We start from the raw sequence: 13,117 nt of genomic DNA, 5'->3' as shown, positions 1-13,117 counted from the left end.
GATGACTGCCATTCAGGCTCTTGCAGGTGCAACCTCAGCGAACAGATACCGCTCAAACCAGTCCGGGAACGCCCGCGCCAAAGCTCTCGGCCCCTCCACCACGAGCCCCATCCGCTGCGCCTCGGCAAAGCTCACATCGCCCCGCCACCAAGCCACCAATGCCGGGAGGCGGGTCCGAACGCAGAGCGGCTCGGGAAAGCCCGGGTTCTGCGTGCAGAGCGAGACCTCGGCCTCCTTCATGAGCAGGAAGCGGGGCTGGCGCTGTCCTTCGATTTCGAAGCGGAGGACGATGGGCTCGGGCGGCAGAGCATCGGTGCGGACGCGCCGCTGCATATCGACGAGCACAGGCTCAAGATCGAGATCCTCATCCTCAGCACTCCGCGGCAACCAGCGCTGACCCCAGGTGCCGAGGGCACCGACGATGCCCATCAGCTCCCGGCCTGCTTCCGTCAGCGCGTATTCCGGGCCGTGCTCGCCTTCGATGCGTGTGACGGCTCCGACATGCACCAATTCCTGCAGGCGCTCGGAAAGCATGGTGCGGGAGATGCGCGGGATGCCGCGGCGGATGTCGTTGAACCGCCGGCTGCCGCACAGCAATTCGCGCACCACGAGAAGCGTCCAGCGCCCGCCGATGGCCTCGTGGGCGCGGGCCACGGAACAGAACTGACCGTAATCTGCCATGGATGAAGCGCTACCATGGCAATGAAGCTTGGAGAAGTCCGGATTCCGGACCTGACACGCGGTTCGCCTCGGCCTATGAGGGCGGACGTTTTTGGACAAAGCTCATGACCGCACAGCCCCACACCATCCTCGACCGTATCGGCAACACGTCTCTCATCGGCCTGCGCAACATCCGGCCCGCCAATGGCGCCCGCATCATGCTGAAATTGGAGAACGAGAATCCTACCGGCAGCATGAAGGACCGGATGGCGCTCGCCATGATCGAGGCGGCGGAGGCGGATGGGCGGCTCAGGCCGGGTGGCACCGTTGTCGAATATACCGGCGGCAGCACCGGCGTTTCCTTGTCGCTCGTCTGCGCCGTGAAGGGATATCCGCTCGACATCGTCACCTCCGACGCCTTCGCACAAGAGAAGCTCGATCACATGCAGCTCCTCGGCGCGACGCTGCATATCGTGAAAAGCGACAGCGGCCGCATGACCGAGAAGCTGACCAAGGACATGATCGAAGAAGCCCGCATCATCGCCGAGGCGAAAGGCTCCTTCTGGACCGACCAGATGAAGAACCGAGATCAGATCGCCGCCTATCACCGGATGGCCGACGAGATCTGGCAGCAGACGGAGGGCCGCATCGACGGTTTCGTCCAGAGCGTCGGAACGGCAGCTTCCTTGCGGGGAATCGCAGAGGGCCTGCGACGCCATCACGACACGATCAGGATTGTTGCCGTCGAGCCTGCCGAATCCGCCGTGCTCTCCGGCGGCCCTTCGGGCGCGCACAAGATCGACGGGATCGGCGCAGGCTACGTTGTGCCGCTCTGGCAGCAGACCATCGCCGATGGGATCGAGCGTGTCTCGACGGAGGAGGCCATGGCGATGGCCTTCCGGCTCGCGCGCGAGGAAGGTTTGTTTGCCGGCACGTCCACCGGCGCCAACGTGATCGCGGCCCTGCGTCTGGCCGAACGACTGGGACCGGATGCAACCATCGTCACGGTGATGTGCGATACGGGCATGAAATATCTGAAAACGTTTGGAGCGAGGCTCGGAGCGAATGCCGCTTCAGGATGAGGGCTGACGCTCCAGGAATTCAACGACGATGCCGTCGGGATCCTTGCAAAACGCGACTTTGCGGATGAGCTCGGCATTCGCCGCCTTGCGCGGCGGGACGGAGAACTCGACGTTGGCGGCACGAAGCATTTGGTAAACCGCTTCGACATCATCGACCCGAAACGTTATGTGGCGGATTCCGGCCTCGGCGATCGGAACCTCGCGCGCCGGCGTCGCTGCGCCGGCAGCAGGCTCGACGATTTCGAGCATCACGCCGCCGATTTCGAGAAACGCGATGCGCCCGCCCTCGCCCGTGCGCTTGACCAAGACTTCCTTCAATCCCAACAGTCCGCAATAGAACGCGATGGTCCTGTCGAGATCGCTGCTGGTCATGCCCACATGCTCGAAGCCCTGCACCATCGACACGTCTCTTTTGTTCAGCGCTGGGCTGCGATGAGCAGGAACATCGGACGTTCGCGCTCTTCCGCCCATTCGGGGTGAGCGGCGGTCTGCGCATCGCTCGGCGCCCATTCCTCCACATGCGTAATCGTGAAACCCGCGCGAATGAGCAGGTTGAGGTTGGTTCCGAGCGTGCGGTGCTGCTTGATCACGCCGTCAGTGAGCCAATTCGTCCGACGCGGACCTTCCTTCTGATAAGAATCGAGCGGCCATGTCTTGCGGCCATCCGGGCCGAGGGACCAGCTGGCTTTCGTCGGCGCCGTAAAGATCGGGTGCTCGACCGAGAAGACGAATTTTGAGCCAGGAGTAAGAGCACGGTGCAGCTCGGTCAGGAGACCGGGGAGATTTTTGATGTAATGCAGCGCGAGCGAGCTATAGGCGAAGTCGAACGTCTCAGTGCCGAGATCGAGCTGTTCGAGATCGGCGCGGCGATAGGTGATGCCGGGATCGGACGTCATCTCTGCCGCCCGTGCCAGCATGCGCTCAGAGACATCGAGGCCGAGCACGCACTGCGCGCCATGTTCGCGCGCCCAGCGGCAGAACCAGCCATAGCCGCATCCGAGATCGATGATCCTGCGGCCGCTGAGATCAGGAACAAGAGCCCGCAGCGAGGGCCATTCCGGGGCAGCGGACAAGCCGTCTTGCGAACGCGGAAGGCGGCTGTAGTTTTCGAAGAATCCAGGATCGTCGTAGATGTTCTGCGTTGTCATGTGCGACTCCCGGATTGGCCTTCACTCCAAAAGATCCGGCCGCCGCTCGCGCGTGATCCGCTCCGATTCCGCGCGGCGCCAGCGCTCGATCATGGCATGGTTGCCGGAGAGAAGCACATCGGGAATGGGCCGCCCCTCCCATTCGCGGGGACGCGTGTAATGCGGATATTCGAGGCGGTTCGACTCGAAACTCTCCTCGGTACCGGAGGCTTCCTTGCCCATGACGCCGGGCAGAAGCCGCACGCAGGCATCGAGCACGATCATCGCCGCCATCTCGCCGCCGGAGAGCACGTAATCGCCGATGGAGACTTCCTCCAAGCCGCGCGCCTCGATCACGCGCTCGTCCACGCCCTCGAACCGGCCGCAGACGATGACCACGCCCGGGCCCGCTGCCAGTTCGCGCACGCGCGATTGCGTCAGCGGCTTGCCACGCGGGCTCATGAGCAGCTTCGGACGCGGATCGTTCTCGGGAATGTTCGCGTCGATGGCAGCGGCCAGCACGTCGCAGCGGATCACCATGCCGGGACCGCCGCCGGCCGGCGTGTCGTCCACCGTGCGGTGACGGCCGAGGCCATGGTCGCGGATGTTCTTCGCCGTGAGCGACCAGACGCCGCGCACGAGCGCATCGCCCGAGAGCGACATGCCGAGCGGGCCTGGAAACATATCGGGATAAAGGGTGAGGATGGTGGCGGAAAAGCTCACGCCTCGTCCTCAGGCTCGGGTGCAGGTTTCGCCTGTTCGAACAGATCGTCCGGTGGCGATGCGATGACGCGCTTGCCCGCTATATCCACAGTCGGCACGAAGGCCTTGGTGAAGGGCAGGAACGCCGTCGGGCCTTTTTGCGTGGGCGCGATTTCCAACAGATCGCCACCGCCGTAATTGGGCACGTCAACCACTTTGCCGACGATCTCGCCCGCTTCGGTCTGAACGGAAAGGCCGATCAGGTCGGCGAGCAGGAATTCGTCATCCTCGTCGGGCGGCGGAAGCTTGTCGCGCGCGACGTAAAGCTGCACGCGGTTGAGCGCCTCAGAGGCTTCGCGCGTGGTGACGCCGTCGACGATGGCGATGAGTAGATCGGGCGCGCCGCCGGGAGCAGGCCGCACGTTCTTGAGAGAAAAGGTTTTGCCGTTGGATGCGATCAGCGGCTTGTAGTCGGCAATCGCTGCCGGATCGCCGGTATGGGATTTCAGCCGCACCTCGCCTTTCAGGCCATGGGCGCGACCGAACTCGCCGACGAGGACGAGATCGTCTTGGGGCTGCACGACTCGCCCTCCCCCCTCCGCGGGGGAGGGTGGCGAGCGGAGCAAGCTGGGAGAGGGGGCGTTCTTCGATTGAGCACGGCCCCTCTCCCGCCTCTCGCTGACGCGAGAGGCACCCTCTCCCGCTTCGGGGAGAGGGTTGGAGCCACGCATATTCGAACGCCCCCGCTTCATTGGGATGCTTACGCAGCCTCACCTTCGCCGGCGGCAGCGGCCTTCTCGGCAGCGCGCTCCTGGGCCTTCTTGCCCGGAACGGCCTTCTGCGGATTGTTGCGCGGCGAACGCTTCAGGAGGCCGGCGGCGTCGAGGAAGCGCAGGACGCGGTCGGTCGGCTGGGCGCCCTTGGCGAGCCAGGCCTGGATCTTCTCGTTGTCGAGAACGACGCGGCCGGCATCGTCCTTGGCCTTCATCGGGTCGTAGGTGCCGACCTTCTCGATGAAGCGGCCATCGCGCGGGGAGCGCGAATCGGCAACGACGATGCGGTAATAGGGACGCTTCTTCGCACCACCACGGGTGAGACGGATCTTCAGGGACATTTTTAGCTCCTAATGTTTAGGCTTTTCACCAAATTCGCTGATCAGGCGTTCGATAGAGGACTCGTCCTCCAAGTCACCCGCGGTTCGGAACACTTCCACATCGGTTGCACCGTCCTCGAGCAGATCAATCTCCCAGTATTCACCGGGAACGCGTGCGAGAACGGTGAGCCCGTCCTCACGGAAGAAGCGGATCTCATTCCAGATTCCCGCATTCTCCAATCTCCTTGACAGCGCATGAGCGCGCTGAAGAAGCTCAGCAGCTGTCATTTCAAAACTCACTTCTTCTTGCCTCCAAACGGGAAGCCGCCGATTCCCGGGAGCCCCGGGATCTTGCCACCACCCAAGCCGGGCAGGCCCGGCACACCCTTCGGCATGGGCGGAAGGCCGCCGGCGCCGCCGGGGAAGTCGGGCAGCTTGCCGCCCATCTGCTTCTGCAGCGCCTCGATCTGCTCCGGCGTCGGCTGGGGCATGCCGCCGCCACCACCGATGCCGAACATCTTTCCGAGCGCGCCGGCCATGCCCTTGCCCTTGCCGCCGCCCATCATCTTCATGACGTCGGCCATCTGGCGGTGCATCTTCAGGAGCTTGTTGATTTCCTCGACCTTCGCGCCGGAGCCCGCCGCAATGCGCTTCTTGCGCGAGGCCTTCAGGATATCCGGGTTGCGGCGTTCGGAGGGCGTCATGGAATCGATGATGGCGCGCTGGCGCTTGATGATCTTGTCGTCGAGATTGGCGTTCTCAAGCTGCGCCTTCATCTTGGCGACGCCCGGCAGCATGCCCATCAGACCGCCGAGGCCGCCGAGCTTTTCCATCTGGCTCAGCTGATCGCGCAGGTCTTCGAGATCGAACTTGCCCTTGCGCATCTTCTCGGCCATGCGCTGGGCCTGCGCCTGGTCGAAATTCTCCGCCGCCTTCTCGACGAGCGAGACGATGTCGCCCATGCCGAGGATGCGGTTGGCGACGCGGCTCGGATGGAACTCCTCCAGCGCATCGACCTTTTCGCCCGTACCGATGAGCTTGATCGGCTTGCCCGTCACGGCGCGCATCGACAGCGCGGCACCGCCGCGGGCATCACCGTCCATTCGCGTCAGCACGATGCCGGTGACGCCGAGGCGCTGATCGAAGGCGCGCGCGGTGTTGACCGCGTCCTGGCCGGTGAGCGCATCGGCGACGAGCAGCACCTCGTGCGGATTGGTGGCGGCGCGCACGTCGGCCGCCTCGACCATCAGGGCCTCGTCCACGGTCACGCGGCCGGCCGTGTCGAGCATCACCACGTCGTAGCCACCGAGACGCGCGGCTTCCATGGCGCGGCGGGCGATCTGCACGGCCGACTGGCCGGCGACGATGGGCAGCGTGTCGACGCCGACCTGCTTGCCGAGCACCGCAAGCTGCTCCATCGCGGCAGGTCTGCGGGTGTCGAGGGAGGCCATGAGCACACGGCGGTTCTCGCGGTCCGTCAGGCGCTTGGCGATCTTGGCCGTGGTGGTCGTCTTACCCGAGCCCTGGAGACCGACCATGAGGATGCCAACGGGCGGAACCGCATTGAGGCTGATCACCTCCGCGTCCGAGCCCAGCATCTCCACGAGCTGGTCGTGGACGATCTTGACCACCTGCTGGCCGGGGGAGACCGACTTGACCACCTCGGCGCCGACGGCGCGGGAACGCACCTTGTCCGTGAAGGAGCGCACGACCTCAAGCGCCACGTCAGCCTCGAGCAGGGCGCGGCGGACCTCACGCAGGGCCGCGTTGACATCCTCCTCGGTGAGCGCGCCGCGGCGCGTCAGCCCGTTCAGGATATTGGAAAGCTTGTCGGAAAGGCCTTCGAACATGATCACTCAATTCCTTTTGCGATGAGTGGTACATCGCTCTTGGCAAGGGCCTTTTCAAAGTGGTCGATCGCCGCCTTGAACTTGTCGCGGCAGCCGGGATTGCAGAAACCGACGACTTCGCCGCGATAGAGGGTGAGCGAATCCGCCGCGATCGGCTTTCCCGACCACGGGCAGGTCTCGTTGACCGCGTCCTCGATGCGCAATGTGTCGTCCGACATCCGTTTCATCCTCTTGCGTCATGGTCGCACTTGATGCGGCCATCCACATCTTACAAGCCTGGGGGCCAAGGCGTGGATGACCGGGACAAGCCCGGTCATGACGGCGTAAAGGAAACCCAAATGAAAGCGCGCCCGAGGGCGCATCGCGCTGTCGGACGTTGACCTCCAGCCTCTCGGGCTGGTCGGCGGCTCAAAAGGGCTCGCTCTACAGATTTGCGGTCAGCGCTTAAGGGGAAAAGGCAGCAGAGTCAAGGAAAAGGCCCATAATCGCGTCATCCCGGACGACGCGCAGCGAAGATCCGGGATCGTTTGCAGGATGAGGCGTTGGAACCTCAACACTGTCATTCCCGCGTAGGCGGGAATCCATACCCACGGCAGAATCAAAGGAGGACGCAACGGCCAGCACCTTATCCTGCAACACTCGCGGTTATGGATTCCGGGCTCCGCTGCGCGGTCCCGGAATGACAGTGCCCCGTTCCGAGAACGATCCCGGATCAGCTGCGCCGTCCGGGATGACGCTGCGTGCTCTTGCTTATCAGTCTCAGCATCCCCACGCTTAAAGCTTCGCCACAGACAGTACCTCAATGAACCGCCGCACCCTGCTCAAGGCCCTCGGCCTTCCCGTCCTCGCCGCCACCGGCGCCCTCGGCTGGATGACGGCCGCCCGGGCGACCAACCGCTATTACGAGGGGCCGGTCAGTGACCATTTCGACGGCGTGCGGTTCTTCTCGCCGGGCCAGCCGCAGGACAAGGGGTTCCTGGAACTTGCCCGCTGGCAGCTCGGCGGCGGGCGGAAAGACTGGCCTGAAACCTTTCCGAGCCCGTTCCGGGACAAGCCTCCAGCCGAGGTACAGGGCCTGCGCTCCGCTCTCATCGGCCATGCCTCGTTCCTGATCCAGGTGGCAGGACTCAATATTCTCACCGATCCGGTCTTTGCCGAGCGGGCGAGCCCGGTCTCCTTCGCGGGCCCCAAGCGGGTCAATCCGCCCGGCATCGCCTTCGAGGATCTGCCGCCGATCCATGCGGTGCTGATCACGCATAACCATTACGATCATCTCGACATCGAGACCTTGGGGAGGCTCTGGCAGCGATATCGCCCCAAGTTCATCACGCCGCTCGGCAACGATGCGGTCATCCGGGCCGAACTCCCGGACATCCCGGTCGAGACGCGGGACTGGGGCGGATCGGTGGATCTCGGCAACGGCGTCACGGTCCATGTCGAGCCCGCCAATCACTGGTCGGCGCGGGGCATCAACGACCGGCGCATGGCGCTCTGGTGTGCCTATGTGCTCACCACGCCTGTAGGTACGATCTACCATATCGGCGATACCGGCTTCGGCGACGGCAAGATCTTCCACAGGGTGCGCGAGCGCTTCGGGCGCCTACGCCTCGCCCATTTGCCCATCGGCGCCTATGAGCCGCGCTGGTTCATGGAGCCGCAGCACATGAACCCGGAGGATGCCGTAAAAGTGCTGCGCATCGTCGAGGCGGAGCAGGCGCTCGGCCACCATTGGGGCACGTTCCGGCTCACCAATGAGGGCGTCGACGAGCCGCCACACGAACTGATGGCAGCGCTCCAGGCGGCCGAGATTCCGGCGGAACGATTCAGGGCGCTGCGGCCCGGGGAGGTGTGGTCGCCGCCGTCAGCGTGAGGATCGGGGCCACCAGCCCCTGCGGATCGTCGACGAGGCAAGCGGTGCCAGCGTCCAGCAGCTCCTGCCGGGACCCATAGCCCCAGGTGACGCCGATCGTGGCGATGCCGTTGGCCTTAGCACCAATGGCATCGTGCTTCCGGTCGCCGATCATGACGGCGCGTGTGGGATCGAAGCGCTCCTGCTCGAGAATATGCCGGATGAGATCGCGCTTGTCGGCATTCCGGTTGTCGAGCTCCGAACCGTAGATCTCGACGAAGGAGCCGGAAAGGCCGAAATGCTCCAGGATCCGTCGCGCGAAGACATGCAGCTTCGACGTCGCGACATAGAGGTGGGCGCCCTTCTCCTGCAGGTCCTGGAGCAAGGCCGGAATGCCGGCATAGACCTCGTTCTCGAACAGGCCGACATCGCTGTAGCGCTCACGGTAGAGGCGCACGGCCTCCTGCACCTCATGCGTCCCGCCCAGAAGCTCCGTGAAGCCTGCGATCAGCGGCGGCCCGATCATCCAGGTCAGCGCGTCTGCCTCCGGAACGGGGCGACCGAGCCTTTCGAGCGCATACTGCACCGAGCGGGTGATGCCCGTTTTCGGATCCGTCAGGGTCCCGTCGAGATCGAAGAGCGCGATCATTCTTTCGGCTGAACGTAGATGTTCACCTCGAAATTGGTGTCCTGCGAATCCGTGAAGTCGCTCACGTATTCCTCGATGAAGGCGTCCTTGGCGACGATTTCCTTGATGTCGAGATAGGCCGTGATCGTCTCGTAGGTGCCGTCGATTTCGTCATAGGCATCCTTGTGCACGAAGCGGAAGGACTTGCCCTCCGGCGTCCGGCCGAACTTGATCTCGGGCGTGAGTTCGGTCTTGCCCTCCGGCACCTGGGCAATCGGCACCATCGCTTCGTATTTGAAACCGTTGTCGTCCGTGTCGACGAAGATCGTCAGCGGGCGGCCCGTTGGCGCGATCCCGGCCTTCTTCAGTTCGCCCTCGATCTTGGCAAAGGCCTCTTTCAGGTTGGTGAAGGCATCGTCCCAGGTGCTGATGCCCTTGAGCACCACTGTGGGCTTTGCCATCAGCACGCCCTCTTCCACGCCGGTCGGATCGCTCGGGTTCGGGAACAGGGTCGTGCGCCCGGCCTGTTGGGCAGGCGCGGATGTGGTCGGTGCCGGAGCTGGAGCGGCTGGGGCCGGCTGCGCAGTTGCCGGGGCCTGAGGGGCCGCGGGCGGCTGTATCGGAGCCGGGCTCGGGGTGCTCTGCGCCTGCGGCGCGGCAGGCGTGGCCGGACTTGCCGGAGCAGAAGATGAAGCTGGAGCCTCGGGTGCGGCCGGCGGCGGATTGGCCACTGGGGGCGTCTGCGCAAGCGCCACGCTCGAGCAGAGGGCGAGAACGAGTAGAAGACCTGTAGAGCGCAGCCGCATGAAAAAGACGCCTCACCCGCGAATCACGAAGGGATATGGGGCAGCACCATAGGGGGGATTTGTTGCAGCGGCGAGGCCGTCCGTGCGCCTCTGTGGAGGGCGGATTGCAGCAGGCCGTCCATTCATGGGATGCACAAAAATCCTCTGGCCGGGTGCCTGACGCCCTCTCGGAACGTCATGTCTCTGGCCTATGCTCAAGCCGTCATTGTCCCTCGTTGAGGCCGCCCAAGGAATGGAAGATTTTCTGATTTTCGCGTTGATCGGCTTCGGGGCCCAGCTCGTCGACGGGGCACTCGGCATGGCGTTCGGCGTGCTCTCGACCACGAGTCTTCTCGCCTTCGGCGTACCGCCGGCAACCGCCAGCGCCGTCACCCATGTGACGGAGATCTTCACCACCGCCGCGTCCGGCGCTTCCCACGTGGCCCATCGCAACGTGAACTGGCATCTGGTGGCCCGGCTCGCACCGGCCGGCATGATCGGCGGCGCCATCGGGGCCCTCATTCTCTCCAGCATCGACGCGAAGACGATTCAGCCCGTGGTGTCGGCCTATCTCATGGGAATCGGCCTCTACATCGTTTTCAAGGCGTTCCGGCCGCTCTGGCCCCGCGCGGTGCGGGACTGGATGGTGCCCTGGGTCGGCGCCGGCGGCGGTGTCCTCGATGCCATGGGCGGTGGTGGATGGGGGCCCATCGTCACGAGTTCTCTGATCGGTCGCGGCCACACTCCCCGACAGGTGATCGGCTCTACGAACCTGACCGAGTTTCTCGTCACCTCGATGATTTCCGCCACCTTCATCGTGACGCTCGGTTGGTCGGAGCTGAGCTCGGCGGCGGGGCTGATTGTCGGCGGGGTCCTGGCGGCACCTTTGGGCGGCTTCGTGGTCAGCCGCGTATCGACCCGGCCCCTGATGGTCGCGGTCGGCCTGCTCATCATCGCCACCAGCATCCCCCGGATCGTGCAGGCTTTTTAGCGCATCGTGCGGAAAAGTGGATCCGGTTTTCCGCGCCCAACGATGCGCCAGCTGGAGATGAGCATCGGATGGGTCCCAAAAGTGCAAATCCACTTTTGGGTCCGATGCTCTAGACGATATTGCCGCAGACGAGCGCGATCCCTCTCGCGATTTTCGGCATTTTAAGCCATATACGCCCCATGAGTGCCCTTTCGAACAGCCGTTTCCTGAAAATGAACGGTCTCGGCAACGAGATCACCGTGCTCGACCTGCGCGGCTCCGCCCATCGCGTGAGCCCGGCGGAAGCACGCGCCATTGCGGCCGATCCGCACTCGCGCTTCGATCAGCTCATGGTGCTGCACGATCCGGTGACGCCGGGCACTGATGCCTTCATGCGCATCTATAACACGGACGGTTCGGAATCCGGCGCCTGCGGCAATGGCACCCGCTGCGTCGCCTGGGCGATGACGGTCGATCCGGTCATGAGCCGTCCGGTCGAGGGCGATCTCGTGCTCGAGACCAAGGCCGGGCTGCTGCCGGTGGAACGCGTCTCGGACACGGTGTTTACCGTCGATATGGGCCCGCCGCGCCTCGCCTGGAACGAGATTCCCCTGCGCGATCCCTACCCGGATACCCGCACCATCGCCGCCGACACCAAGCTGCCCGAGATGCCTGAACTGCAGGGACCTTCGGCCGTGAGCATGGGCAATCCCCACGTCATCTTCTGGGTCGAGGACGCGCAGGCCTATGACCTGGCCGCCATCGGCCCGATCTTCGAGTACGATCCGGTCTTCCCGGAGCGCGCCAACATCTCGTTTGCCCAGGTCACGAGCCCCGAGCACATCGTTTTGCGCGTGTGGGAACGCGGCGCCGGCGCGACACGCGCCTGCGGCTCGGCCGCCTGCGCCACCCTCGTGGCGGCGGCGCGGAAGGGGCTGACCGGTCGCAAGGCCGTGGTGACGCTACCCGGCGGCGATCTCGTCATCGCATGGCGCGAGAGCGATGACCATGTGCTCATGACCGGCCCGATCGAGCTGGAGCACGAGGGCTCCTTCTCCCCTGCTCTGTTCACCGAGGTGGCGTGATGGCGGTCGAGGTCGTCACCTTCGGCTGCCGGCTCAATACCTACGAGTCGGAGGCGATGCAGCGCCACGCGGAGGAAGCGGGCCTCGGCGAAGTCGTGATCGTCAACACCTGCGCCGTCACCGGCGAGGCGACGCGCCAGGCGCGCCAGTCGATCCGCAAGCTCGCCCGCGAGAAGCCGAATGCCCGCATCGTCGTGACCGGCTGCGCCGCGCAAGTGGAGCCTGAGACCTTCGCGGCCATGCCCGAAGTGTCGCAGGTCGTCGGCAACCACGAAAAGATGAAGGCCGAGACCTGGGCCGGGATGCGCGATTTCGGCGTCGGCACGAGCGAGAAGGTTTTGGTCAACGACATCATGGCGGTGAAGGAAACCGCCGTGCATCTCATCGACGGCATGCGCGGACGCACGCGCGCCTTCGTGCAGGTGCAGAACGGCTGCGATCACCGCTGCACCTTCTGCATCATTCCCTACGGCCGCGGCAATTCCCGCTCGGTGCCCATGGGCGCGGTGGTGGAGCAGGTGCGGACCCTTGTGGAGCACGGCTCGCGTGAGGTCGTGCTCACCGGCGTCGACATCACCAGCTACGGCAAGGACCTGCCCGGCGAACCGAAGCTCGGCACGATGGTGAAGAGCCTTTTGCGCCACGTGCCGGAGCTGGAGCGCCTGCGCATCTCTTCCATCGACTCGGTGGAGGCCGACGACGACCTTCTCGACGTCATCGCCAACGAGTCCCGCCTGATGCCGCATCTGCATCTCTCGCTCCAGGCCGGCGACGACATGGTGCTGAAGCGCATGAAGCGCCGCCATCTGCGGAAAGACGCGATCGCCTTCTGCGAACAGGTGAAGAAACTTCGCCCCGATATGGTCTTCGGCGCCGACATCATCGCGGGCTTTCCGACCGAGACCGAAGAGATGTTTTCCCGCTCCCTCGATATCGTCGAGGAATGCCGCCTGACGCATCTCCACGTTTTCCCCTTCTCGCCCCGCCCCGGCACTCCCGCCGCCCGCATGCCGCAGGTGGCCCGCGACGTGGTGAAGGACCGCGCCCGACGCCTGCGCGAGAAGGGCGAGGCCGCTCTGCTGAAGCATCTCGGTGAGGAGGTCGGTGCGAGACGCAACGTGCTGATCGAGACGAACCAGCTCGGTCGCACGGAAGGATTTACGCTCGTGCGTTTCGACAGGCCCGTCACCCCAGGCGAGATCGTGCCGACCACCATCGCGGGGCACGACGGCAAGGATTTGCTGGCGGCGTAACATGACCGTCATTCCGGGGCCGCGAAGCGGAAC

16 protein-coding genes are annotated in these 13,117 nt (G+C 64.7%); 5 read left to right on the top strand and 11 right to left on the bottom strand.

Features of this window, described 5'->3' with window-relative positions:
- Positions 1-12: 12 nt before the first annotated feature.
- Entirely contained in the window at positions 13-681 is a 669-nt protein-coding gene (locus JO965_RS01345; protein ID WP_203441940.1) for a helix-turn-helix domain-containing protein, read from the bottom strand.
- Between the two features lie 104 nt (positions 682-785).
- Between JO965_RS01345 and JO965_RS01340 the strand changes: the two genes are divergently transcribed.
- Complete coding sequence (locus JO965_RS01340) at positions 786-1,742, top strand: PLP-dependent cysteine synthase family protein (RefSeq protein ID WP_203441939.1); 957 nt, start codon at positions 786-788, stop codon at positions 1,740-1,742.
- Here JO965_RS01340 and JO965_RS01335 read toward each other — a convergent pair.
- The 8 genes from JO965_RS01335 to JO965_RS01300 all read right to left on the bottom strand — a co-directional run bounded on the left by JO965_RS01335 (position 1,734) and on the right by JO965_RS01300 (position 6,732).
- Positions 1,734-2,141: a VOC family protein gene (locus JO965_RS01335; RefSeq protein WP_203441938.1), complete on the bottom strand. Its 408-nt coding sequence runs from the start codon at positions 2,139-2,141 to the stop codon at positions 1,734-1,736. The two genes, JO965_RS01340 and JO965_RS01335, sit on opposite strands and share 9 nt — an antisense overlap.
- Positions 2,142-2,158: 17 nt before the next feature.
- Entirely contained in the window at positions 2,159-2,890 is a 732-nt protein-coding gene (locus JO965_RS01330) for a bifunctional 2-polyprenyl-6-hydroxyphenol methylase/3-demethylubiquinol 3-O-methyltransferase UbiG (RefSeq protein WP_203441937.1), read from the bottom strand.
- A gap of 21 nt (positions 2,891-2,911) precedes the next feature.
- Positions 2,912-3,553, bottom strand: a complete 642-nt coding sequence (gene trmD, locus JO965_RS01325; protein WP_246776935.1) for a tRNA (guanosine(37)-N1)-methyltransferase TrmD — start codon at positions 3,551-3,553, stop codon at positions 2,912-2,914.
- A gap of 35 nt (positions 3,554-3,588) precedes the next feature.
- Positions 3,589-4,197, bottom strand: a complete 609-nt coding sequence (rimM, locus tag JO965_RS01320; RefSeq protein WP_371826825.1) for a ribosome maturation factor RimM — start codon at positions 4,195-4,197, stop codon at positions 3,589-3,591.
- Positions 4,198-4,331: 134 nt separating this feature from the next.
- The gene (rpsP, locus tag JO965_RS01315) at positions 4,332-4,685 is read right to left on the bottom strand and encodes a 30S ribosomal protein S16 (protein ID WP_203441934.1); all 354 of its coding nucleotides are present in this window, start codon (positions 4,683-4,685) and stop codon (positions 4,332-4,334) included.
- 9 nt (positions 4,686-4,694) lie between these two features.
- Positions 4,695-4,964: a hypothetical protein gene (locus JO965_RS01310; RefSeq protein ID WP_203441933.1), complete on the bottom strand. Its 270-nt coding sequence runs from the start codon at positions 4,962-4,964 to the stop codon at positions 4,695-4,697.
- Complete coding sequence (gene ffh / locus JO965_RS01305) at positions 4,961-6,514, bottom strand: signal recognition particle protein (RefSeq protein WP_203441932.1); 1,554 nt, start codon at positions 6,512-6,514, stop codon at positions 4,961-4,963. Before ffh ends, JO965_RS01310 begins: the two co-directional genes overlap by 4 nt.
- A 2-nt stretch (positions 6,515-6,516) precedes the next feature.
- Positions 6,517-6,732: a glutathione S-transferase gene (locus JO965_RS01300; RefSeq protein ID WP_203441931.1), complete on the bottom strand. Its 216-nt coding sequence runs from the start codon at positions 6,730-6,732 to the stop codon at positions 6,517-6,519.
- 584 nt (positions 6,733-7,316) lie between these two features.
- Here JO965_RS01300 and JO965_RS01295 point away from each other — a divergent pair.
- Positions 7,317-8,384 (top strand): MBL fold metallo-hydrolase, encoded by a 1,068-nt coding sequence (locus JO965_RS01295; protein ID WP_203441930.1) that lies wholly within the window; start codon positions 7,317-7,319, stop codon positions 8,382-8,384.
- Here the strand turns inward: JO965_RS01295 and JO965_RS01290 are convergent.
- Both JO965_RS01290 and JO965_RS01285 read right to left on the bottom strand, forming a co-directional pair.
- Entirely contained in the window at positions 8,338-9,012 is a 675-nt protein-coding gene (locus JO965_RS01290; RefSeq protein WP_203441929.1) for an HAD family hydrolase, read from the bottom strand. The two genes, JO965_RS01295 and JO965_RS01290, sit on opposite strands and share 47 nt — an antisense overlap.
- Positions 9,009-9,797, bottom strand: a complete 789-nt coding sequence (locus JO965_RS01285; protein WP_203441928.1) for a GyrI-like domain-containing protein — start codon at positions 9,795-9,797, stop codon at positions 9,009-9,011. The genes JO965_RS01290 and JO965_RS01285 overlap by 4 nt, the downstream gene beginning before the upstream one ends.
- A 232-nt stretch (positions 9,798-10,029) precedes the next feature.
- Here JO965_RS01285 and JO965_RS01280 point away from each other — a divergent pair, with 232 nt between their 5' ends.
- The 3 genes from JO965_RS01280 to mtaB all read left to right on the top strand — a co-directional run bounded on the left by JO965_RS01280 (position 10,030) and on the right by mtaB (position 13,084).
- On the top strand, positions 10,030-10,767 hold the full coding sequence (locus JO965_RS01280; RefSeq protein WP_203441927.1) for a sulfite exporter TauE/SafE family protein: 738 nt from the start codon (positions 10,030-10,032) through the stop codon (positions 10,765-10,767).
- 179 nt (positions 10,768-10,946) lie between these two features.
- On the top strand, positions 10,947-11,831 hold the full coding sequence (gene dapF, locus JO965_RS01275) for a diaminopimelate epimerase (RefSeq protein WP_203441926.1): 885 nt from the start codon (positions 10,947-10,949) through the stop codon (positions 11,829-11,831).
- A complete protein-coding gene (gene mtaB / locus JO965_RS01270) occupies positions 11,831-13,084 on the top strand; it encodes a tRNA (N(6)-L-threonylcarbamoyladenosine(37)-C(2))-methylthiotransferase MtaB (protein WP_203441925.1) in 1,254 nt (417 codons plus the stop codon). The genes dapF and mtaB overlap by 1 nt, the downstream gene beginning before the upstream one ends.
- Positions 13,085-13,117 lie beyond the last annotated feature (33 nt).

The sequence above is a fragment of the Microvirga sp. VF16 genome (assembly GCF_016864375.1).
In the GTDB taxonomy this organism is placed as follows: Bacteria; Pseudomonadota; Alphaproteobacteria; order Rhizobiales; family Beijerinckiaceae; genus Microvirga.
The sequence above is the reverse complement of the archived record's forward strand: the minus strand, read 5'-3'. Positions and strand labels throughout refer to the sequence as shown.

What these genes read in the sequence shown, in the direction of transcription:
- JO965_RS01345 (WP_203441940.1), bottom strand. Translation starts at nt 681, where the DNA reads ATGGCAGATTACGGTCAGTTCTGTTCCGTGGCCCGCGCCCACGAGGCC.
- JO965_RS01340 (WP_203441939.1), top strand. Translation starts at nt 786, where the DNA reads ATGACCGCACAGCCCCACACCATCCTCGACCGTATCGGCAACACGTCT.
- JO965_RS01335 (WP_203441938.1), bottom strand. Translation starts at nt 2,141, where the DNA reads ATGGTGCAGGGCTTCGAGCATGTGGGCATGACCAGCAGCGATCTCGAC.
- JO965_RS01330 (WP_203441937.1), bottom strand. Translation starts at nt 2,890, where the DNA reads ATGACAACGCAGAACATCTACGACGATCCTGGATTCTTCGAAAACTAC.
- trmD (WP_246776935.1), bottom strand. Translation starts at nt 3,553, where the DNA reads ATGTTTCCAGGCCCGCTCGGCATGTCGCTCTCGGGCGATGCGCTCGTG.
- rpsP (WP_203441934.1), bottom strand. Translation starts at nt 4,685, where the DNA reads ATGTCCCTGAAGATCCGTCTCACCCGTGGTGGTGCGAAGAAGCGTCCC.
- ffh (WP_203441932.1), bottom strand. Translation starts at nt 6,514, where the DNA reads ATGTTCGAAGGCCTTTCCGACAAGCTTTCCAATATCCTGAACGGGCTG.
- JO965_RS01300 (WP_203441931.1), bottom strand. Translation starts at nt 6,732, where the DNA reads ATGTCGGACGACACATTGCGCATCGAGGACGCGGTCAACGAGACCTGC.
- JO965_RS01295 (WP_203441930.1), top strand. Translation starts at nt 7,317, where the DNA reads ATGAACCGCCGCACCCTGCTCAAGGCCCTCGGCCTTCCCGTCCTCGCC.
- JO965_RS01290 (WP_203441929.1), bottom strand. Translation starts at nt 9,012, where the DNA reads ATGATCGCGCTCTTCGATCTCGACGGGACCCTGACGGATCCGAAAACG.
- JO965_RS01285 (WP_203441928.1), bottom strand. Translation starts at nt 9,797, where the DNA reads ATGCGGCTGCGCTCTACAGGTCTTCTACTCGTTCTCGCCCTCTGCTCG.
- JO965_RS01280 (WP_203441927.1), top strand. Translation starts at nt 10,030, where the DNA reads ATGGAAGATTTTCTGATTTTCGCGTTGATCGGCTTCGGGGCCCAGCTC.
- dapF (WP_203441926.1), top strand. Translation starts at nt 10,947, where the DNA reads ATGAGTGCCCTTTCGAACAGCCGTTTCCTGAAAATGAACGGTCTCGGC.
- mtaB (WP_203441925.1), top strand. Translation starts at nt 11,831, where the DNA reads ATGGCGGTCGAGGTCGTCACCTTCGGCTGCCGGCTCAATACCTACGAG.